Source organism: Cohnella nanjingensis, assembly GCF_014212125.1.
Taxonomy (GTDB): Bacteria; Bacillota; Bacilli; order Paenibacillales; family Paenibacillaceae; genus Cohnella; species Cohnella nanjingensis.
Genome location: NZ_JACJVP010000032.1, coordinates 53,019 through 73,445 on the forward strand (window position 1 = coordinate 53,019; position 20,427 = coordinate 73,445).

Annotated in this window: 17 protein-coding genes; 14 read left to right on the plus strand and 3 right to left on the minus strand. The window is 56.6% G+C overall.

Annotation, left to right across the window (positions count from 1 at the left end; translation table 11 throughout):
* Positions 1-15: 15 nt before the first annotated feature.
* The 7 genes from H7C19_RS19890 (at position 16) to ssuD (ending at position 6,205) form a co-directional block, all read left to right on the plus strand.
* Positions 16-1,035 carry an ABC transporter substrate-binding protein gene (locus H7C19_RS19890; RefSeq protein ID WP_185670800.1) on the plus strand — a complete coding sequence of 340 codons (1,020 nt, stop codon included), beginning with the start codon at positions 16-18 and terminating at the stop codon, positions 1,033-1,035.
* A gap of 84 nt (positions 1,036-1,119) precedes the next feature.
* Positions 1,120-1,305, plus strand: a complete 186-nt coding sequence (locus tag H7C19_RS19895; protein WP_185670801.1) for a Sec-independent protein translocase subunit TatA/TatB — start codon at positions 1,120-1,122, stop codon at positions 1,303-1,305.
* A gap of 239 nt (positions 1,306-1,544) precedes the next feature.
* On the plus strand, positions 1,545-2,090 hold the full coding sequence (locus tag H7C19_RS19900; protein ID WP_185670802.1) for a TetR/AcrR family transcriptional regulator: 546 nt from the start codon (positions 1,545-1,547) through the stop codon (positions 2,088-2,090).
* Positions 2,091-2,250: 160 nt separating this feature from the next.
* Positions 2,251-3,057: an ABC transporter permease subunit gene (locus H7C19_RS19905; protein ID WP_221469352.1), complete on the plus strand. Its 807-nt coding sequence runs from the start codon at positions 2,251-2,253 to the stop codon at positions 3,055-3,057.
* A 28-nt stretch (positions 3,058-3,085) separates the two neighbouring features.
* Positions 3,086-4,195, plus strand: coding sequence for a taurine ABC transporter substrate-binding protein (locus H7C19_RS19910; RefSeq protein ID WP_246469619.1), 1,110 nt, complete (start codon positions 3,086-3,088; stop codon positions 4,193-4,195).
* A gap of 43 nt (positions 4,196-4,238) precedes the next feature.
* A complete protein-coding gene (locus H7C19_RS19915; protein WP_185670803.1) occupies positions 4,239-5,045 on the plus strand; it encodes an ABC transporter ATP-binding protein in 807 nt (268 codons plus the stop codon).
* Between the two features lie 35 nt (positions 5,046-5,080).
* Positions 5,081-6,205: an FMNH2-dependent alkanesulfonate monooxygenase gene (gene ssuD / locus H7C19_RS19920; protein WP_185670804.1), complete on the plus strand. Its 1,125-nt coding sequence runs from the start codon at positions 5,081-5,083 to the stop codon at positions 6,203-6,205.
* A gap of 257 nt (positions 6,206-6,462) precedes the next feature.
* On the opposite strand, the gene H7C19_RS19925 is transcribed toward ssuD, so the two are convergent.
* Positions 6,463-7,044, minus strand: coding sequence for a TetR/AcrR family transcriptional regulator (locus tag H7C19_RS19925; RefSeq protein WP_185670805.1), 582 nt, complete (start codon positions 7,042-7,044; stop codon positions 6,463-6,465).
* A gap of 325 nt (positions 7,045-7,369) precedes the next feature.
* Here H7C19_RS19925 and H7C19_RS19930 point away from each other — a divergent pair, with 325 nt between their 5' ends.
* Together H7C19_RS19930 and tyrS are read left to right on the plus strand one after the other, a co-directional pair.
* A complete protein-coding gene (locus H7C19_RS19930) occupies positions 7,370-8,521 on the plus strand; it encodes an MFS transporter (RefSeq protein ID WP_221469373.1) in 1,152 nt (383 codons plus the stop codon).
* A gap of 405 nt (positions 8,522-8,926) precedes the next feature.
* Positions 8,927-10,186, plus strand: coding sequence for a tyrosine--tRNA ligase (gene tyrS / locus H7C19_RS19935; protein ID WP_185670806.1), 1,260 nt, complete (start codon positions 8,927-8,929; stop codon positions 10,184-10,186).
* A gap of 72 nt (positions 10,187-10,258) precedes the next feature.
* On the opposite strand, the gene H7C19_RS19940 is transcribed toward tyrS, so the two are convergent.
* Positions 10,259-12,589, minus strand: coding sequence for an AraC family transcriptional regulator (locus H7C19_RS19940; protein WP_313731849.1), 2,331 nt, complete (start codon positions 12,587-12,589; stop codon positions 10,259-10,261).
* A 179-nt stretch (positions 12,590-12,768) separates the two neighbouring features.
* Here H7C19_RS19940 and H7C19_RS19945 point away from each other — a divergent pair, with 179 nt between their 5' ends.
* The 3 genes from H7C19_RS19945 to H7C19_RS19955 all read left to right on the plus strand — a co-directional run bounded on the left by H7C19_RS19945 (position 12,769) and on the right by H7C19_RS19955 (position 16,234).
* Positions 12,769-13,683, plus strand: a complete 915-nt coding sequence (locus H7C19_RS19945; protein ID WP_185670807.1) for an ABC transporter permease — start codon at positions 12,769-12,771, stop codon at positions 13,681-13,683.
* A 152-nt stretch (positions 13,684-13,835) separates the two neighbouring features.
* Complete coding sequence (locus H7C19_RS19950; protein ID WP_246469620.1) at positions 13,836-14,612, plus strand: carbohydrate ABC transporter permease; 777 nt, start codon at positions 13,836-13,838, stop codon at positions 14,610-14,612.
* A 77-nt stretch (positions 14,613-14,689) separates the two neighbouring features.
* Entirely contained in the window at positions 14,690-16,234 is a 1,545-nt protein-coding gene (locus H7C19_RS19955) for an extracellular solute-binding protein (RefSeq protein ID WP_185670809.1), read from the plus strand.
* A gap of 154 nt (positions 16,235-16,388) precedes the next feature.
* Here H7C19_RS19955 and H7C19_RS19960 read toward each other — a convergent pair whose 3' ends face one another.
* A complete protein-coding gene (locus H7C19_RS19960; RefSeq protein WP_313731851.1) occupies positions 16,389-17,483 on the minus strand; it encodes a substrate-binding domain-containing protein in 1,095 nt (364 codons plus the stop codon).
* 313 nt (positions 17,484-17,796) lie between these two features.
* On the opposite strand from H7C19_RS19960, the gene H7C19_RS19965 reads away from it, so the two are divergent.
* Positions 17,797-19,425 carry a hypothetical protein gene (locus tag H7C19_RS19965; protein WP_185670811.1) on the plus strand — a complete coding sequence of 543 codons (1,629 nt, stop codon included), beginning with the start codon at positions 17,797-17,799 and terminating at the stop codon, positions 19,423-19,425.
* Between the two features lie 145 nt (positions 19,426-19,570).
* The gene (locus H7C19_RS19970; protein ID WP_246469621.1) at positions 19,571-20,425 is read left to right on the plus strand and encodes an ABC transporter permease; all 855 of its coding nucleotides are present in this window, start codon (positions 19,571-19,573) and stop codon (positions 20,423-20,425) included.
* Positions 20,426-20,427 lie beyond the last annotated feature (2 nt).

The following is a 20,427-nucleotide window of genomic DNA, read 5'->3' on the forward strand; positions in this document are numbered from 1 at the left end:
GAGGTCATTTTCGCAATGAAAAAGTTTCGCATCGTCTGGCTCGTTAGTCTCGTCCTTATGCTCGTCGTTCTGTCCGCTTGCGGCCAACGCGCCAGCTCCAATACCGGCGGCTCCTCGCCGTCCGCTTCGGCCGGGAGCTCCGGCTCCGCGGAGACTGCGGCATCCGGCGCGTCGGCAAATCCGGTATCCGTAGCGACGTCCACGTCCGCCAAAGCCGACGAGATCTTGCACCGCAATCCGAATGCGAAGATCGCTTCCGTGTCGATTCATATTACGAATAACTTGCTGGCGCTCGGGATCACCCCGGCGGGTTCGGTCGTAGGCGGCGACGTGAAGGATTTCCTGCCGCTTGTCAAGGATCGGCTGCAGGGCGTCGCCCGGTTCGGCGTCGTGACGGATCCCGATATGGAGGCGATCCTGGCGCTCAAGCCGGACGTCATCTTCATCGACGAGACGTATTCCGGCAAGGATGTCGCCAAGTTCGAGCAGATCGCTCCGACGATCAGCATCGACATGGACGAAGGCACCTGGCGGGATCATCTGACGGCTGTCGCGGAGCATGCCGGCCGCGAGCAGCAGGCGCAGGCGTTTATCCAAAGCTACGACGCCAAAGCGGAGAAGGTCGGCAAGCTCATCCGCGCGGAGCTGGGCGAGAACGCCAAGGTCATGACCATCCGGTCGACGGCGAAGGAGCTTCGGGTGATGGGGATGAAGCGTCCCGTGGGTCCGATCATGTATGACGATCTGGACCTGCGGCCCGCCGCGGGCGTCGAGAAGATCGCCAAAGCCTACGAGGTCATCTCGCAGGAAGTGCTGCCCGACTTCGACGCCGATGCGATCTTCGTCATCATCAGCAAAGGCAGCGAAGCGCAGAGCAACTATGACGCATTGAGAGCCAATCCGCTCTGGGCCGGTCTAAAGGCGGTGAAGAACGGCCACGTGTACCTGCTCGACGGACAGACCTGGCTCGATTATTCGTCGATCGGACAGGACCTGGCGCTTGACGACGCCGACAAGCTGTTCTCCCGGACCTAGGCCGCGGTTCCCCCAGCTATTTTGAATTTCAGCCGGGACCATTTCCTGCTATATTAGAGAGAGATCAAAAAAGGAAGTGATGAGATGGGCGATTTATTGGCTCCCTGGCATATCTTAACGCTGGTCGTCATCGGGCTATTGTTGTTCGGACCGAACAAGCTTCCGCAGCTGGGCCACGCATCGGGAAGGATGCTGAGAGAGTTCAGAACCGCGCTTAGAGGCGAGGACAAGACCTCGGATACGGAGAAACCCAAAGAGCTGGAAGGCTAATTCCGGCAGGGCGAACGCCTGTGCAGGCTTGCGTTCTCCGCAAGGTACGATCGCATGGACGAAACCCTTCCGAGGAAGGGTTTTTTCTTTTTAATAGATCCCCTTACGGCCTTGGAATTACTGACAACGCCAGTCTCCTTCTTTAACTCTCAATACACATTTAATAACTAGGAATAGTTTGTTTTTTTCGTTGACGGTGTACCGTCCAGCCAGTATAGTAAATATTAGGGGGCCCAATCATGCCGCATCATTCGAAACGCTCTGCCATTCTGCAAGTCGCTTGCAGACTCGTCCGGGAAAGAGGAGCATCCCGGCTTACGCTCGACGCCGTCGCGAAGGAGGCGGGCGTAAGCAAGGGAGGTTTGCTCTACCATTTCCCGACGAAGGAAGCGCTCATTCAAGCTGCATTGGACGACTTCCTGAACCGATTCGATTCGAGCACGGAAGAAGAAGCCGCGCGCAACGCGAAGCTGGACAACCGTTGGGCGCAAGCTTATCTCAGGCAGACCTTCGAGATCAGCAAGGAAGATTTGGAGATGAGCTTCGGCATCTTGGCTGCCGCTTCCAGCAATCCCGACTTGCTCGAGCCTATGCGCCAGCGGTATATCGATTGGCAGAGCCGTATGACTGCCGAGTGCAGAGATCCGGTGGAAGCAACCGTGGCACGGCTGGCAGCCGATGGATTGTTCTACTGCGAGCTGTTCGGTTTTGCGCCTATGGATGAGAAGCTGCGTTCGGAAGTGCTGTCCTGCCTCCTCACCATGGTCAGGAAGAAGGAATCCTGATTCAGCGAATGATGCTTCAACGCGGTCGCGCCCCAGGCCCATCCTCGTTCGAGGCCGACGACCCGACAACGGGAGAAGAGAAAACAGGTTGGTTTTTTTATTGATTTAAAGCCAACTATTTCAATAAGTATAGTTACAAAACAAGTGAGGTGTTCGGATCTTGATCGCGCAGCGGAAACCCCATAGAAGAGGCAAGGAAAAAGGCAACGCGTTCTATCTGGGCATCTCCGGCCTATCCGTCTTGGCGGCCCTGTTCCTGTGGTGGCTCGCCGCCCGGAACGCTTGGGTCAACCCGCTATTCCTTCCCTCGCCATCGGACGTATGGGCCGCATTCGCGGATATCGCCAAGGAAGGCTACAAGGGTTCGACGCTGCTTGCGCACATTGGCGCCAGCATGAGGCGTATCTTCATCGCGCTGGCTTATATCTTCGTTACTGCCATTACACTCGGGATTCTATGCGGCAGAGTAAGGTGGATACGGGCGATATTCGATCCTTTCGTGGAATTCTATCGGCCGCTACCCCCGCTAGCGTATTATTCCCTACTCGTCCTATGGTTCGGCATTCAGGATACTTCTAAGATTGTGCTGTTGTTCTTGAGTGGATTCGCGCCGTTATTCATCACCGCCGTCCACAGCAGTAGCAGCGTGCCGATCGACCGGATCAACGGAGCGAAGTCCCTCGGGGCGAAGGGCTGGCGCTTGTATGTTTACGTGATTCTCCCGTCCTGTCTGCCCGATCTATTGACCGGATTGCGGACCGCGGTCGGCGTCACCTACGCGACCCTGGTGGCGGCGGAGATGATCGCGGCTGTCTCGGGCATCGGATGGATGGTATTGGATGCCAGCAAGTATCTAAGAAGCGATATTATCTATGCGGCCATCATCGTCATGGGGATCATCGCTATTCTCATCGATACCGCGCTGCGCCTGTTGATCAGGAGAGTGTCGCCGTGGGTTGAACATTAACCACTTTTGGAGGAGGAGATCTTATCCGATGAACAACATTCGAATCGCTTCGAAAAAAAATCTGCTTGCGCTGCTCTTGGCAGGGATGATCGCGGTACTCGCGGCTTGCGGCGGCAATAACGGCGATGCCGGCAAACAATCTGCTTCGTCCGGCAACGGGGCGAGCTCGAGCTCCTCGGCTGGCGCATCTGCAACCGCGGCAACCGACCTTCCCAAAGAGATCCGTATCGGCTATCAAGTATCCCCGAACGGAGAATTGACCGCCAAGGCGCTGGGCCTCGCGGAGAAGGAGTTCCCCGGCGTGAAGATCTCGTGGCTGAAGTTCGATTCGGGCCGCGACGTGAATACCGCGATCGCCAGCGGGAGCATCGACTTCGGCCTGGTCGGTACGCCTCCGGGAGCGTCGGCCGTCGCGCAGGGACTTCCCGATGAGATCTATTACATTCATGACGTGATCGGAGAGAGCGAAGCGCTGGTCGTACAAGACGCATCCGGCATTCGATCGCTGGAGGATCTAAAGGGCAAGACGATCGCCACGACCTTCGGCTCGACGTCTCATTTCAGTCTCCTCTCCGCCTTGAAGCAGGCGAACATCGATCCGTCCGCGATCAAGATTATCGACATGCAGGCTCCCGACCTGCTCGCCGCTTGGCAGCGAGGCGACATCGACGGAGCGTACATCTGGCAACCTGTCCAATCCAAGCTGCTTGGCGAGAAGGGCAAGATCGTCATCACTTCGAAGGAAGTCGCCGAAAAGGGCGCGCTAACCGGCGAATTCGGCGTCGTGCACAAGGACTTTATCGCGAAATATCCGAATGTCGTCAAACGTTACATCGCGATTCTGGACGCAGGGACGAAGTATTATCGCGACCATCCGAAGGAAGCGTCCGAAGCGCTATCGAAGGAGCTGGGTCTGACCCCGGAGGAAACGCTCAAGGCTATGAACGAGATTACGGTGCTGGATGCGTCTCAGCAGACCGATCCCAAGTATATGGGGACGCCCGAACAACCGGGCGAGTTCGGAACGCTGCTCAAAGCTACCGCAGACTTCCTCGTAGAGCAAAAGTCGATCAAGGAAGCGCCTGACGTATCTGTGTTCCAGAAGGCGATTCGCAACGACCTATACGCCAAATCCTGATCCCTACACCGGCATGAATGTCAATTCATAAGGAGTGGCGACCATGACCATGATAGCAACGGCGGAATCCGGCGGGATCGCGTTGAACGGAATTAGCTTAACATACAACCGGAAGCGATCGACCGTATCCGCGCTCCAGGGCATTGAATTGGACCTTGCGCCTGACGACTTCGTCTGCGTGCTCGGCCCGTCCGGCTGCGGGAAGTCCTCCTTGCTGAACATCGTTGCGGGGTATTTGGAACCGACCGAAGGCACGGTGCTCATTAACGGCAACGAGCATACCGAACCTAATGCCCAAGTCGGCGTCGTCTTTCAGCACGCAAATCTGTTCCCTTGGCTTAACATCGCCAAGAACATCGAATTCGGCGTCAAGATGGCGAAGCTTCCCCGCGCCGAGCGCAAACGGCGGGTCAACTTCTACTTGGATCTGGTCGGTCTTGGCCAGGCAGGGGCGCTGCTGCCGCACCAATTGTCCGGCGGCATGAAGCAGCGGGCGGCGATTGCCCGCACGCTCGCTACCGAACCGCGCATCGTGCTGATGGATGAGCCGTTCAGCGCGTTGGACGCTTTGACCCGAGAATCCATGCAGATGCATCTTCGCCGCATTTGGCTGCAGACGCGCAAATGCATTTTTTTCATCACCCACGACGTGGACGAAGCGCTGCTGCTTGGAAGGCGGATTCTGATCATGCATCCGAATCCCGGACGTATCGTACAAGATTTCGTCAATCCTGTCTTCGTTCCGGAAGGCGAATTCTCCTTCAGCGACGCGCGCGGCGGGCAGGCGTTCGCCGAGCTCCGCGCGTTGTTGATCTCGCAGATCGCGAACGGGAGCGGGAACGGGAGCTAAGCAAGAATAAGAGCTAATATAAGGAGGTCCTGAACGTGGAGATGTTCTGGTATTTGCCGACGATGGGGGACGGAAGATATTTGGGGACCGCCCACGGGGCTAAGGTGACCGACCTGCACTACTTTCGGCAGGTTGCGCAAGCCGTCGATCGCCTTGGTTATACCGGGATGCTGGTCCCAACGGGACATGCTTGCGAGGATGGCTGGGTCGTCGCGTCGGCGCTGGCACCGGTTACGGAGCGGTTGAAGTTCCTCGTCGCCGTGCGGCCTGGCGGGGTCTCGGTCTCGATCGCGGCTCGGATGGCCGCCTCCTTTGATCGCTTGTCGAACGGACGGCTGCTCATTAATGTCGTTGCGGGAGGCGACCCGGTCGAGATGAAGGGGGACGGCATCTTCCTCGACCACAAGGAAAGATACGAGGCGACGGACGAATTCCTTGTCGTATGGAAGCGTCTGATGGCCGGCGAAGAAGTGACTTTCTCCGGGAAGCACATCCAGGTGGAGGGTGCCAAGCTGCTCTACCCGCCATTCAATCGGCAATCGCCGCCGCTGTTCATCGGAGCCTCTTCGGCAGCTGGCCATCAGGTCGCGGCCAAGCATATCGATACGTATCTGACTTGGGCCGAGACCCCGGCGATGGTAGCCGAGAAAGTCGCCGACGTCAAAGCGCAAGCGAAGGCGCAGCATCGAGAGATCGAGATCGGATTGCGCGTACAGGTTATCGTTCGGGAGACCGCCGATGAAGCTTGGGCGGCAGCGAACAGGCTCGTGCAGCATGTCAGCCAAGCGGATATTCAAGAAGCGCAGTCCGTCTTGGATCGCTTCGACTCCGTCGGTCAGCGCCGCATGACTCAGCTGGTTCGCGATCACCAGGACCGTCTGGAGATCAGCCCGAACCTATGGGCGGGCATCGGCCAGGTCAGGGGCGGCGTAGGCACCGCCCTCGTCGGAGATCCGGATTCGGTCGCCGAACGGCTGCAGGAGTATGCGGCGCTTGGCATCGACCGGTTCATCTTATCCGGTTACCCGCATCTCGAGGAAGCCTACCGGGTCGCGGAACTGCTGTTCCCAAGGCTGCCTGTGGCGTATTCCAAACCGCCGGCGGTGTCGGAGTGGACGGCAATGGGAGAACTGCTCGCGGAGAATATTGCGCCTAAATGATGCAGAACCCGAGAGAAGGGGTACCCTGAAGTACCCGCTCTCGGGTTCTCTAGTCTGAAGCGGAGACACTCCGCTTCGCCCTTCAACGGCGGGTCATTTGCGATCTTCGTCCGAATGGCCCCCGAAGGTCTCTTGAAGATCGTCGATGATCTCGCGTACCGCGTCGCTGACCATGTCCGTCGGCGTCACGTCCTCTTGGCCGGCGGGGGTGGGCGAGGTGGCTTCGGTGTAGGAATCGGTATTTCCTGGTCCGGCGCTTAGGAGAGCAAGGTCAGGATGGTTTCTACAGCATGGTCTACAAATCGTCGATCGGGACGCGACTTCATCATCACGGTTAGTCCGATTAAGGCGACAACGAATGTCTGCGCCAAAGCTTTGGCATTCGTGTTCGCCGCTAGTTCGCCTGATCGGATCCCTTGTTCGATCGTTTCCTGGAACAGAACGGACAAATACATCTGATGCTCCCTGGTCAGCACTTCGAATTTCTCATCGTGAGGCGCAAGCTCGACCATCGTATTGATGCAGAAGCATCCCCGGTTGGGGCTTGCTTGGTATTCCTCCGCGACCAGGTCTTCAAAAAAAGCGCGGAACGCTTCTTTTGCGGAGGACTGATGCTGAAGTTTGCCCCGGACTTGCGCAGCGTGGACATTCGAGTATCTGCGCAGCGCGGCTTCGAACAAAGCTTTCTTGTCCCCGTAGGCCGAATAAATGCTCGGTCGTTGAATCCCCATGCGGGATGTCAAATCGCTTAAGGACGTGGCTTCGTAACCTTTCTCCCAGAACAGCTGCATGGCTTCGTCCAGCGCTTGCTCCTCATCGAATTCGCGCGGTCGCACCATCCGCCATCCCTCCTTCCCGTTCCATATCGAACAGTATGATATTAGTGTACTTTCGGAATGCTTGGATGTCAAACTAAGAAGTCATTCATCGTGCTTCCATGTGATAATATCCGTAATCCCTTGACAAAATGAAGGCCTTCAAGGTAACTTTAGCTCAATTAATTACGTACCAATCGGTATGTTATAAGGGATAAGAAAGAGGGAGAGGGTGGATAGCGTGGAGAAGGCGAAGAGGGAATGGGCGACAGAGGTCAAGGACGACGAAAGTGGCGATAGCCGCCGCGAATCCGATGCGGGGAGCAACCGTGCCGTTGGCGGCGCCGCTTTGCCCCGCTTTTTGGTTCTATTGTTTGCCGTGGCATGCGGGGCGGCGGTCGCCAACATCTACTATGCGCAGCCGCTGTTGGACGACCTGGCGGTCGCTTTTGGGATGGCGCATGCGACGATCGGCATCGTCATCACCGTTACGCAGATCTGCTATGCGATGGGGTTGATCCTTCTGGTGCCGCTCGGCGATCGGGTGAATCAGCGGCGGCTCATTCTCGGACAGATGCTGCTGTCCGCGTTGTCATTGGCGGCGGTAGGCCTTGCCCCGACGAGTGCCGTGCTGCTGGCAGGGATAGCGGCCGTGGGACTGCTTGCGGTCGTGACCCAGACGCTCGTAGCGTACGCGGCGACGTTGGCCTCCGCTGCCGAGCGCGGACGCGTCATCGGTCTCGTCACGAGCGGCATCGTGATCGGCATTCTGCTCGCGCGCACCGTCGCCGGCGTCATGACGGACCTTGCCGGGTGGCGTTCGGTTTATCTCGGATCGGCCGCGCTGACGCTCCTCATGGTCGGCATCTTGTATCGGTCGTTGCCGAACGCCGTCAAGCGGGACGGGGCGCCGCTGTCCTACGCCCGACTGCTTCGGTCCGTGTTTTTATTGTTGGCGCAAGAACGAATCTTGCGTATCCGCGGCGTGCTGGCGTTGTTGATCTTTACGGCGTTCAGCACGCTGTGGACCTCGCTGGTTCTGCCCCTCGGCGCGCCCCCGTTGTCTCTGACGCATAGCGAGATCGGGGCGTTCGGCCTCGCGGGCGTGGCCGGCGCGCTGGCGGCGGCCAAGGCGGGACGGCTGGCGGACCGCGGCCGGGGGCAGCGGACGACCGGCGTCGCGCTGGGACTGCTGCTGGCCTCCTGGCTGCCGATCGGCTTCGCCGAACGCTCCCTGGGCGTGCTGATCGTCGGCATAGTCGTCCTGGACTTCGCGGTGCAGGCCGTGCACGTCACAAACCAGAGCCTGATTCTAAGCGTGCGTCCGGAGTCCCGCAGTCGCCTCACCGCCGTCTATATGGTCTTCTATTCGATCGGCAGCGCGGCCGGTTCGATCGCATCGACCGCCATCTACGCTTATGAAGGCTGGACCGGCGTCTGCTTGTTCGGAGCGGCGGTCAGCGCCTGCGCCCTCCTCTTCTGGGCATGGACCCGTCGCTGACAGGGGGCACCGCCACACAACGAGGCGCCGCCCAAGCTCCGCCCGGGGTCATTGACAGGGGGTTATTATTTCACTATACTGTCTGTAATTCGATATGCGGTATACGTTGAAGGAGCCCAGTAGCAGCTTAGTCCCTGTCCTAGAAAGCCGGGGGAGATGGAACCCGGTACACACTAAGTCGGCGAATTACCTCTCTGGAGTATCTCGGGTCACGCCGAGCGGATTGGCGAACGATACCTCGCCGAGAGCGGCATGAATGGCGCGCGGCAACGCGACGGCCATTGGTGCAATCTGGGTGGTAACACGGTTATCCAATCGTCCCTATGTCTAATATAGACAAGGGGCGTTTTTTGTTTTCCCGTCATTCGTTATAGACTAATCTACAGAAATGAAGGAGCGGATGTTGTGAATATTATCGACGAATTGGAATGGCGCGATGCCATCAATCAACAGACGGATACCGAAGGGCTGCGGGAATTGACGAGTCAAAAAGCGGTCTCGCTGTACTGCGGCGTCGATCCGACGGGCAACAGCATGCACATCGGACACTTGATCCCGTTCATGGTGCTCAAGCGCTTCCAGCTGGCAGGCCATCGCCCCGTCATCCTGATCGGCGGCGCGACCGGCACGATCGGCGATCCGAGCGGCCGTCAGTCGGAGCGTTCGCTGCAGACGCTTGAGCAGATCCAGGAGAACGTCGAGGCGCTGACCGCGCAGATGAAGAAGCTGTTCGTGACGGATGGCGACAATCAGATTCGGATGGTCAACAACTACGACTGGACGCACAAGATCAACGTCATCGAATTCCTGCGCGATTACGGCAAGAACTTCAGCATTAACGCGATGCTGGCCAAGGACGTGGTGGCGAGCCGGCTCGAGAGCGGCATCTCCTTCACGGAATTCTCCTATCAGATTCTGCAGTCGCTCGACTACCTGCATCTCTACCAGCATGAAGACGTCCAACTGCAGATCGGCGGCTCCGACCAATGGGGCAACATCACGAGCGGACTCGATCTAATCCGCAAAAAAGAAGGCGCCGAAGCCAAAGCGTTCGGGCTCACGATTCCGCTCATGCTCAAAGCCGACGGCACGAAGTTCGGCAAAACGGCCGGCGGCGCGATCTGGCTGGATCCGAAGCAGACGACGCCTTACGAGTTCTATCAGTTCTGGGCGAACACGGACGACCGCGACGTCGTCAAATACTTGAAGTACTTCACGTTCCTGTCCAAGGATCAGATCGACGAGCTGGCGGAAAAGGTGCAAACGGAGCCGCACAAGCGCGAAGCGCAAAAAGCGCTGGCCGAGGAAATGACGAGATTCGTGCACGGCGAGGAGCTGCTGGAGCAGGCCAAACGCATCACCGCTGCCTTGTTCAGCGGGGACATCAAGTCGCTGACGGCCGAGGAGATCGAGCAAGGCTTCAAAGAGATGCCGACGTTCGAAGCGGCGCCCGAAGCGCAGAATATCGTCGACTGGCTGGTCGATCTCGGCATCGAGCCTTCCAAGCGGCAAGCGCGCGAGGATATCGCGAACGGCGCGATCTCGATGAACGGCGAGCGCGTGAGCGATCCGGCGCTCGAAGTATCGGCCGCCCAAGCGATCGGCGGACGGTTCATCATCATCCGCAAAGGCAAGAAAAACTACAGCCTGGTGAAAATGTCCTAGCTGTCGATAGAGCGAAGAGAGCTTCCCTCCAGATGCGAGGGAAGCTTTTTTTTTTGACGTATCAGAGAACATCTAGATGGAGGAGTTAGCCGTCTCTTCCATATGGATTTCCCTATATTGCTTTGGGGTGAGGTCCGTAAATTTTTTGAACGAGGAAAAGAAATGCCCCTTGGACAGGAAGCCGCATTGAGCGGCGATCTCCAATACCGAGAGACGGGTAGAGATCAGCTTCTCCTTCACCTGCTCGATTCGTTCCTGAAGCACGTAATCGGACAAGGAGACGTTCATGATTTCCTTGAACAGCTGACGGACATAGCTGACCGAATAAGAGAAATTGTCGGCGATCCGTTCAACCGACAATTGATCGTCGTGCAGATGATGGTTTACGTACTCTTTGATCTCGGTGACGATCTCCTCCTTGCGGCTTGAAGACTTGGGGACGTCGATTCCGGCGGCGAGCGTCTCGACGACGTCCTCCAGCCACGACTGGAAATCCTCCAACGTGCGATACCGATCGAGAAGCTGATGGATGCTGCCAATGCCTTGGGTCGCACTGGATTTGTTAAAGCTCTTCAACAGTTCGTAAGTAAAGTATGTCAAATAAAGCTTGCATTCCCGAAAAGGCATCCCCTGAATGAGTTTCATCTGCTTGCGAAGCAGCGTCACGGCCAGATCCTTGCGTCCGCCATGAATCGATCGGATCACCTCAGTCGTATCCAGCGCGTCGGAAGCGGCCGGATACCCTTCCATGAATTCCTCGTAATCGTTTTCAAGAAAGATTCGGCTTTCGCCCTTCAAAAATCTCAGCATCGTCATTTCGTAAATACGATCGTAAACGGTCCGAATGTTCGCGTCGAAGCCGTAGGCATTGCTGACGGCGACGGTGGTATCGACGTCCAGAATGCGCGCGGTCTGCTCGCGCACTTCCATCAAGCGGCGCTGAAGCTGGGAACTGTCCGGTTGGGGTCCTCCTATGAGCAGGATGAGATGATCGCCTCCCATGTCCAAGCCTTCGGCCTTGCAAGATCCGGCGCCGATGACATCTTCGGCAATGTTCCGAATGGCGTACTTAATCAGCTTGCGCGACGGAAAATCGTAGCGCTCGCAAAAAACGGGGAAGGCTTCGATCCGGATGACGGCCAGGAATAGGGACGCGAAGGAAGCCAGCTTGGTCCGGCGCTGGATGTACTCGATATTTTTCATCCCCGGCGTTCCATGCAGCACCCACTGGCTGAGAGATTCCGATCGGACGAGCTCCGACTGGTTCCTCATCGAGGCATGAAGGTGCTCCACATTATCCAGCAGCGCTTCGATGCCGTCGTCGATCCATTGAATGTCGGCCTTGGGCTCGGAGCGGGAGGACGGGAACTTAACCTTCCTCTGAAGCTTCTCCGACAACAAAGTCAACGAACGCAAGGAACGGCGCGAGCTCCAGAAGAACAGCATGGAGACGATTCCCAGCAGCAGCACTGTATACGCTATTAATTTCTGTTGAAAGGAAGAGATATGGCGCGTCAAAATGCGATACTCGTTCGAATAATACAGGGTCCAATTGTCGTTCGGCATGTCGGCCGTATGGACGAACCATCTCTCATGCGGAAGCTTGACCTGCAGGCCGCTTCCTTGCGCCTGATGCGCGGCGCGGTACAATTGCTCGCTCAGAGCGGCGTCCGGCCGGCCCAAGACCAGGTCTCCGTTCTCGTCCAGAATTCGGATATCCTGCTCCGAGGAGAGGGATTGGCCGAACAGGAGATCGGACAGCAAGGGCTTGTCGATTAGCAGCACCAGATAGAAGTCGGACGGCTTCTCGGGCGTGGCCGGCAGAACAAGCGCCAGGTTGTCCGTGCGGTCCAGCGTATGCGGGAAGAAGTGCAAATATTGAAGGCGGAAGGCCTTCACCCTCTTCAACATGGCCTGATCGGCGAACGATTCCAGCGGTACGATGCCGGCCTTCGAATCGACGGCGAGTCCGCTTCGCAAATTAATCAGGTACGAGCGCTGGATCAGCGGCTCGGTGGACATGAAGTTGGATTGGGCGACAAGCATCGCGTGGTCGACCATCGGGTCTTGGCGGGTATTGAAGAACCAGTTTTGGATATTCTGGTCTGCGTACATGCTCAGGCCGTAGGCTTTCAGATTGCCGAGTACGGTATCCGCCTTGGAGGCCAAATTATCGACTTCATGCTGCGAGTTGCCCCGGACCTCCAACATCGAATACTTCGCAAACTCCGAGGAGAGAAAGTAGACGAACGGAATGAGGGAACAGATGAGGATGCCGGTCAGGAAAAGGAAGGTGCGAATATAAGTTTTGTTGTAAAAAGCTTCAACATCGTATACGAACCCCTCGCGCCAAAAAGTCGAATTTAGTATACCATATGCCAGCCTGTACAACCTCTTCTCCACGAAGTCCTTATTTGACAGTGGCGGAACGAAGACTTCCGTTCCGGCCCATTCGGCCCCGAAACCTCAGGTTCGATACCCGATCCGACACAATGAGGACTATTCCCCCGGTCCGGAGCCGTTCATAATGAACATCGCCGGGACATGAATCGCATCGGAGAGAAAGGAGTGAACCGTACTTGATGAGGAGCATGTTAAGGGATATCGCCCGCAACCGCTTTTTGTATGCGATGGCGGTGCCCGGGATTCTATTTCTCGTCGTCTTCTCCTATATTCCTTTGGCCGGGCACGTACTGGCGTTCAAGAACTTTCAGATCAGTCAAGGAATATGGGGCAGCGATTGGGCGGGGCTGAACAATTTCCGTTTTTTCTTTTCCGGCCGGGATTGGATGCAAGTCACGTTCAACACGCTGTATTTAAACGTGCTGTTTATTGTTTTCGAGATGGGGTTTGCGCTTCTCATTGCGATCTTCCTGAATGAGATTCGCCTGAAATGGTTCAAACGGACGATCCAATCCGTCGTTTTCTTGCCCTATTTCATCTCTTGGGTCGTCGTCGGCTATATGACGTTTATCCTCTTTAACAATACGGACGGTCTTATCAATCACGCGCTCCAACGGAACGGCGTACGCGCCGTCGACTGGTACCAGACGCCGTGGGTTTGGCCGATCATCTTGACCTTGGTCCGCATTTGGAAAAACGCCGGATATCTCTCGATCATTCTGCTCGCCGCCATTGCCGGATTATCGACCGATTATTACGAGAGCGCCCGATTGGACGGCGCTTCCCGCCTCCAGCAGATGAGGTACATTACCTTGCCGCTGCTGAAGCCGCAAATCATCATTTTGATTCTGCTCGGAATCGGGCGGATCTTTTACGGAGATTTCGGCATGATCTACGGCATCATCGGCGACAACGGCATTTTGTTCCCGACGACCGACGTGATCGATACGTATTCCTATCGGGCGCTCAGACAATTGGGAGATTTCAGCATGTCTTCGGCCATCGTGCTCTATCAGTCCGTGATGGGCTTGATTGCCGTCGTTACGTTTAACTGGATCGTTCGGAGAATCGATCAAGATTCCAGATTGTTCTAAGCGGGGAGGCGGGCGCATTGGATCGTCCGGTCGTGTCAAGCGCGTCCAATCGGACCCGTTGGCGTGCGGGAATGTCCGAGAGGATGTTGGTTCTTTTCATCGGCTTGTTTTTGGTTGCGTTTTCTTTGGTTTGCCTATTTCCCTTTTGGCTGATGGTCATCAATTCGTTTGCCGTCGACAAGAGCTTGGCGGTCAGCGGATACGCCGTGTGGCCGAGCGGCTTCACGCTGAAATCCTACCGTTTCCTGCTGCAGGGCAAACAGATCTTTACCAGCTATGGCGTCACCGCCTCGGCAACGGCGATCGGTACCGCCGCGGGTCTCGCGGTTACCGCGTTGTTCGCCTACGTGCTTGCTCATCCGAAGAACAGGTTTAGCGGCGTCCTCTCGTTTATGACGTATGTGCCGATGATCTTCGGCTCGGGGCTAGTCGGCTTTTATCTCCTGGTCGTCCGGTGGCTGCATTTGAAGGATACGTTGTGGGCGCTCGTGCTTCCTTATATGATGAATCCGTTCTACGCTTTTATTTTCGTATCGTTTTACCGCTCGCTGCCCTATGAGCTGAACGAATCGGCAACCGTCGACGGCGCGAACGAATGGGTCATCTTCTTCCGAATCATCCGGCCGATCTCGACGCCGGTCATCGCGACGATCGGATTGTTCTATGCGCTGCAGTATTGGAACGACTGGTGGCTATCGCTTCTATTCATCGACAACAGCGATTTGTACCCGCTCCAGCTGCTGCTTCGGCAGCTCATGTCGCAGATGCAGCTGTCGACGCTGAACCACGGCAACGTCCTGGCTTTGCCGCCGGCGGAAGGGGTCAAGCTGGCGACCGTATGCCTTACGATCGGGCCGATTATTTTCGTGTATCCCTTAATCCAGAAATATTTCGTCAAGGGACTGACGCTGGGCTCCGTGAAAGGTTGAACAAGGGCGGTATGAACCGGCACAGCCGGATTTATACAATAATTCATAGCGATGGACACGCGAAGGGGGCTGCAAGCATGGTCAAGTTAAAAAGCCTGTTGATGGCGGCGGCTATATGGGGGTTGACGAGCGCGCTCGCCGGATGCGGCGGCAACGACGGGAACGATGCCGGGACCGCCGGCACCGGCGGGCAGAGCAATCAATCGTTGGCGCCGGTTACGCTGAAGGTGGTCGTTCCCGGAGGCAAAGGGGCCAATTTCGACGAGGTGATGAGCGAGGTCAACAAACGGTTAAAAGCAGATTTGAACACCCAAGTAGACTTTACTTTCATCGATTTTGGCGATCTGAATCAGAAAACGAACGTGATGCTGGCTTCGGGAGAGAACGTGGACTTGATCTTCGACGCTCCCTGGCTGCATCTGGACTCGATGTCCTCCCAGGGCTTCTACGAGGAGTTAACCGATCTGTTGAACCAATACGGTTCTCATGTGCGAGAGACCCGTCCGCAGCAAATGTGGGACGCCAACAAAATTAACGGCAAAATCTACGGCGTCCCCCTGGGGAGCGCCTACACCCAGCCGAGATCGGTCTTCATCCGCAAGGACCTGCGGGAGAAGCTGAACTTGCCGCCCGTTCGAACGTACGAAGACCTCAAAGCCTATCTGTACGCCGTGCACGATCGCGAGCCGGGCATCACTCCGTTGATCGCGGGGGCGGACGACGTCACTTACAGCTGGGTCAATTGGCTGGTCCGGGACGACACGAGCCTGGGCGTCCGTCCGACCAATGGGATCGGGGCCAGCCTGATGCTGTACTACAAGGGCAACGACGGGAAAGTCTACAATCTGTTCGACGCCCAAGAGCCGAAGATATGGACTTATATCGAGGATACTCGCAAGCTGTTTATGGACAAGGTCATGTCGCAAGACGTCATGACGAACAAAAGCTCCCAATCGGATATGCAGCTGCAGAACAAAGTCGCCGCCACGCCCCAGATGGCGTTCGGCATTCCCCAATCGTTTAACGACCGGCTGAAGCAGGTCGTGCCCGACGGAGAGCTGGAAGCCGTCCGCTTGTTCGACTTGAAGCTTGGCAGCAATCTGTCCAATTACAAGATGGACAACTTTATCTGCATCGTGAAGGCGAGCAAGCATAAGGATCGCGCAATGATGTTCCTCGACTGGGCGAATCAAAAGGACAATTACGATCTGTTGGAGCGCGGTATCGAAGGGAAGAACTGGAAGGCCGTCGGCGACCATCGGTACGAGACGTTAAACAGCGACGGCGGAATCGTCTCGTTTCAGCTCATGCTGAATCCCGTGCTGGAGCGGGAATGGGCGGGCACGGACGAGGAGACTCGGAAGTACAACCAGTTCATTGCGCAAGCGGACCATTTTACGAAGGACATCATGACCGGATTTACGTTCGACCCGACGCCGGTGAAGAACGAAGTGGCCCAGTTCTCCACCATTCAAGCGAAGTACTATAACGGCCTCTTTAACGGCGCGCTCGACCCCGACGAATATTTCGCCAAGTTCAAAGCCGAAGGGGAAGCTCCGCTCAAGAAAATTCAGAACGAGCTGCAAAAGCAGGTCGACGCCTTCTTGGGAAAGCAATCTTAAATCGAACGAGAGAGAAGCGATGGGGAAATAAGCTGAACGACGGGCAGCGTCTGGTGTTGATCGGCGGGGCCGATTCGCCGCCTCGGCTTCGCCGATGGCGGAGTCGGCCCTCTTTGTGCCAAGTCGGAGCTGCGGCCGCACAGGGGACTTCCGCTCATGATTCCGGCGGCGGCGCAACCGTTTCGCGAATGACCAGATCGGTCGGCAGCAGGATCTTCTTGTATCCGTGCGACGAGGAGTCGCGAATTTCGAACAGCAGCTTGGCCGCTTCGTAGCCGAGCATGTCGAAATGCTGCTTGACGGTGCTCAATGAAACCTTGGCGAATTTCGCGCTCTCGAAATCGTCAAAACCCATCAAAGACAACTGCTCGGGGATTCGAACGCCCTCGGCCGTAAGTTTATCGAGCGCTTCGAGCGCCCGCTTGTCGTTCGCGCAGAAGAGCGCCGTGATCTCTCCGCCGCGGATTTGGCCGGCCAGCTTCTCGTAGTCCAGGTCTCGTCCTAGATACAACCATTCGTCGTCGATGCCGGCCGAAGCATTGGACATCGCGCTTCGGTAGCCCTGGTAGCGGTCGCTCTCGGAGCTGAGATGGAAATCGTAAGCCGCGAAGCCGATGCGGCGATGCCCTTGCCCGATCAAGTATTCGACGGCTTCGTACGCGCCGTCGTGATTGTTGCAGGCGACGGAGCTCACGGGATAGCCGGCAGGGAACCGGTCGAGCATGACGAACGGAATCGATCTCCTGCGGATGTCGTCCAGATAGCCTCTGGCCGCATCGGGATCGGAAGAATAGACGAGCAGCCCTCTGATATCCGATTGGATGAGCTGCAGAACAAGTTCGCGTTCCTGTTCGAAGTTGTTCTCCACGAATTCGATCATCAGCTTGCAGTCGTTCTTGCCGAGGAAAGACTGAACGCCCTTCATGATTCGCAGATAGGAGCTGTCGTGCAATTCCAGCCCCGAAATAATAAAGGCGACCAGATTGGATGTCGCTTTGACCGCGGCCGCGCTCTGGTTGGCCACGAAGCTGCCTTTTCCCCTGACGCGATAGATGACGCCCTCGTTGACGAGATCCGTCAGCGCCTTCCGAACGGTAATCGAGCTGACATCCAGCATTTTGGCAAATTCCGATTCGCTCGGAATTCGATCGTCCTGCGATATTTCGTTGTTTTCAATCTGCGAGAGTACGTAATCCTTCACCAATTGGTATTTGGGGGAAGCCGTTTGTTTCTTGTCCACTTCGTTCACCTCAAGCGAGTCATTTCTTTCATTATAACGAACTGCGTATGAATAGTATACTAAGTGATCGTGAACTTCTATGGAAATAGGGACTTGTTTGCCGTTGGATATTCGCTCGTTTAGGGGTGAGGTGTCCGCGCTTTATAGGAAAATGTCGCAATTTCGTACCTCAAATTTGTATGAAAGGGTTTGCAAAACCAGAAATTTCGTATTATTATGAAATCAATCTTAGTATGATTTTATGTGCTACTTAGTATTATAACTTGACATCCCTGTTCCGGCATAAGAACGATGCGATCATCAACTTATTGGAGGGATCACGGTGAGTTGGAAATCTTGGAAGTCGGCAGGCGTATGGGTCGTCGCGCTGCTTACGATCGCGATGGCGCCAGGCGCGGCGCTTGCGGCGTCGGAGGATGCAGAAGCGGCGGCGAAGCCGGAGACGGGCGCGGCGTCCCACAAGAAGCAGGAGCCCTTCGCGATTCGGGTCGTGGATGCCGAGACGGGGCGAGGCATTCCGGCCGTTGAGCTGAAGACGACGAACAGCATTTTGTACTACACGGACAGCGCCGGCTACGTCGCCTTTGACGAGCCGGGTTTGATGAATCAGAAGGTCTTCTTTCATCTATCCAGCGACGGCTACGACGTTCCGGCGGACTTCTTCGGCAACCGCGGCCAGGCGGTCGACGTGACGCCCGGCGGGAGCGTCACGCTGAAGATGAACCGGATCAACATCGCCCAGCGGCTGTACCGGATAACCGGGCAAGGCATCTATCGGGACAGCGTTCTTCTCGGCTTGAAGCCGCCGATCGCGGAACCGCTCCTGAACGGGAAGGTCATGGGACAGGATTCGGTGCAGGCGATCGAATACCGCAATCGTCTGTACTGGTTCTGGGGAGACACGGATCGCCCGAGCTATCCGCTCGGCAATTTCCGGGTGACGGGCGCCACGTCGAAGCTTCCCGGGAAGGGCGGTCTCGATCCCGACGTCGGCGTCGACCTGACGTATTTTACGAATGACGAGGGATTCGTCAAGAGTCTGGTGCCGCCGTTGCCCGACGGAGCGGGGATCGCCTGGGTGTTCGGCTTGATGACGGCCAAGGACGCCGCCGGGAAGGAGCGGCTGCTAGCCGGCTACAGCACGCACAATCCGGACCTGACCGCCTTCGGCATTCTCGTCTTCAACGACGAGAAGAACGAGTTCGAGCAGCTCGTCCAGTTCCCGTCCAAGGACGATTGGCGCCATCCCGGCGGCCAGGCGAGCTATTACGAAGAGGACGGTAAAGGCTACTGGATGTTCACCGAGCATCGGATGCCGAATCTGCGGGTACCAGCCGCCTTCGACGCCATCAAGGACTATACGCAGTACGAAGCCTTCACCTGCTTGACGCCGGGCACGACCTACGACGGGGCGAACACGTCGCTCGAACGCGATGCCGAGGGCAATCTGGTGTGGGGCTGGAAGCGCGACACCCCTCCCCTCCGGCAGGACCAGGAGAAGGAGTTGATCGGACTCGGTCTGATCAAGCCTAACGACCCGCATTACTTCCAACTAAAGGATGCGGACTCCGGAGGGGAAGTTCAGATTGCCTCCAGCTCCATCGAGTGGAACGCGTATCGTCGTCAATTCGTGATGATCGGGCAGCAGGTGGGCGGCCAATCGTCGGGGCTCGGCGAGATCTGGTACGCGGAAGCGGCGGCGCCGCAAGGCCCGTGGACGACGGCCAAGAAGATCGTCACGCACAACAACTATACGTTCTACAATCTCGCCCACCACAAATTTTTCGACAAGGACGGCGGCCGCGTCATTTATTTCGAAGGGACATATACGAACACGTTTACGAACCATGTTCCGACGCCGCGGTACAACTACAATCAGCTAATGTATAGGCTGGACTTGGACGATCCGAAGCTTGGGCTGCCGCCGGCGCCAGCGGCGGCGAATCCGTAACGCGCCTTGCCGCAGGTCTTTCCGCCGCGCGCCCGCGGCGGAAAGGCGGCAATGGGCTGCACGCAATGGAAGGGGTGTTTTTTTGGAGACAACGTACAGAAAAAGGCTATTACCGAGACTTTGGAAGCAGCGATATCTATATCTCATGGTGCTGCCGGGTTTTCTGACGGTTTTGATCTTTAACTACTTTCCGATGTACGGGATCACGATCGCCTTCAAAGACTTCAACGCTTCCAAGGGAATCATCGGGAGCCCGTGGATCGGATTCAAATACTTCACGACGTTTTTCCACGATCCCATGGCGTTCCGGGTTTTGAAAAACACGTTGCTGCTAGGTCTGTACTCGTTGCTTTGGTCCTTTCCCGCTCCCCTTATTCTGGCTCTATTGCTGAACGAGCTAAAGAACAAGCACTTTAAAAAGATCGTTCAGACGGTGTCGTACTTTCCGCATTTTATCTCGGTCGTCATCGTGGCGGGGCTGCTGAAGGATTTCTTGGCCAGAGACGGGCTCGTCAATCGCATCGTTGCCTATTTCGGCGGAAGTTCGATCATGTTCCTCCTCGAGCCCGATTATTTCAGGACCATCTTCATCTCTTCGGGGATCTGGCAAGGCGTCGGGTTCGGCTCGATCATCTACCTTGCCGCTTTAAGCGGAATCGATCCTACCCTATACGATGTCGCGGAAGTGGACGGCGCCAGCCGGTGGAAAAAAATGCTGCATATCACTTGGCCGTCGATCCGACCGACGACAGTCATCCTGCTCATCTTCTCCCTGGGCGGCATACTCGGCACGGATTTCCAGAAAATTATTTTGCTCTATTCGCCGGAAACGTACAGCGTAGCGGATGTCATCGGTTCCTATGTTTATCGGCAGGGGATATTGGGCGCGAAATACGAGTACACGACGGCGATCGGCTTGTTCATGTCCGTCATTTCGTTTACCATCCTGTACATTTCCAACTGGTTCAGCCGCAAGGTTTCCGAAACGAGTTTGTTCTAGGG

Coding starts and splice junctions, on each gene's coding strand:
- H7C19_RS19890 (WP_185670800.1), top strand. CDS start 16: ATGAAAAAGTTTCGCATCGTCTGGCTCGTTAGTCTCGTCCTTATGCTC.
- H7C19_RS19895 (WP_185670801.1), top strand. CDS start 1,120: ATGGGCGATTTATTGGCTCCCTGGCATATCTTAACGCTGGTCGTCATC.
- H7C19_RS19900 (WP_185670802.1), top strand. CDS start 1,545: ATGCCGCATCATTCGAAACGCTCTGCCATTCTGCAAGTCGCTTGCAGA.
- H7C19_RS19910 (WP_246469619.1), top strand. CDS start 3,086: ATGAACAACATTCGAATCGCTTCGAAAAAAAATCTGCTTGCGCTGCTC.
- H7C19_RS19915 (WP_185670803.1), top strand. CDS start 4,239: ATGACCATGATAGCAACGGCGGAATCCGGCGGGATCGCGTTGAACGGA.
- H7C19_RS19925 (WP_185670805.1), bottom strand. CDS start 7,044: ATGGTGCGACCGCGCGAATTCGATGAGGAGCAAGCGCTGGACGAAGCC.
- H7C19_RS19945 (WP_185670807.1), top strand. CDS start 12,769: ATGAGGAGCATGTTAAGGGATATCGCCCGCAACCGCTTTTTGTATGCG.
- H7C19_RS19950 (WP_246469620.1), top strand. CDS start 13,836: ATGGTCATCAATTCGTTTGCCGTCGACAAGAGCTTGGCGGTCAGCGGA.
- H7C19_RS19955 (WP_185670809.1), top strand. CDS start 14,690: ATGGTCAAGTTAAAAAGCCTGTTGATGGCGGCGGCTATATGGGGGTTG.
- H7C19_RS19970 (WP_246469621.1), top strand. CDS start 19,571: ATGGTGCTGCCGGGTTTTCTGACGGTTTTGATCTTTAACTACTTTCCG.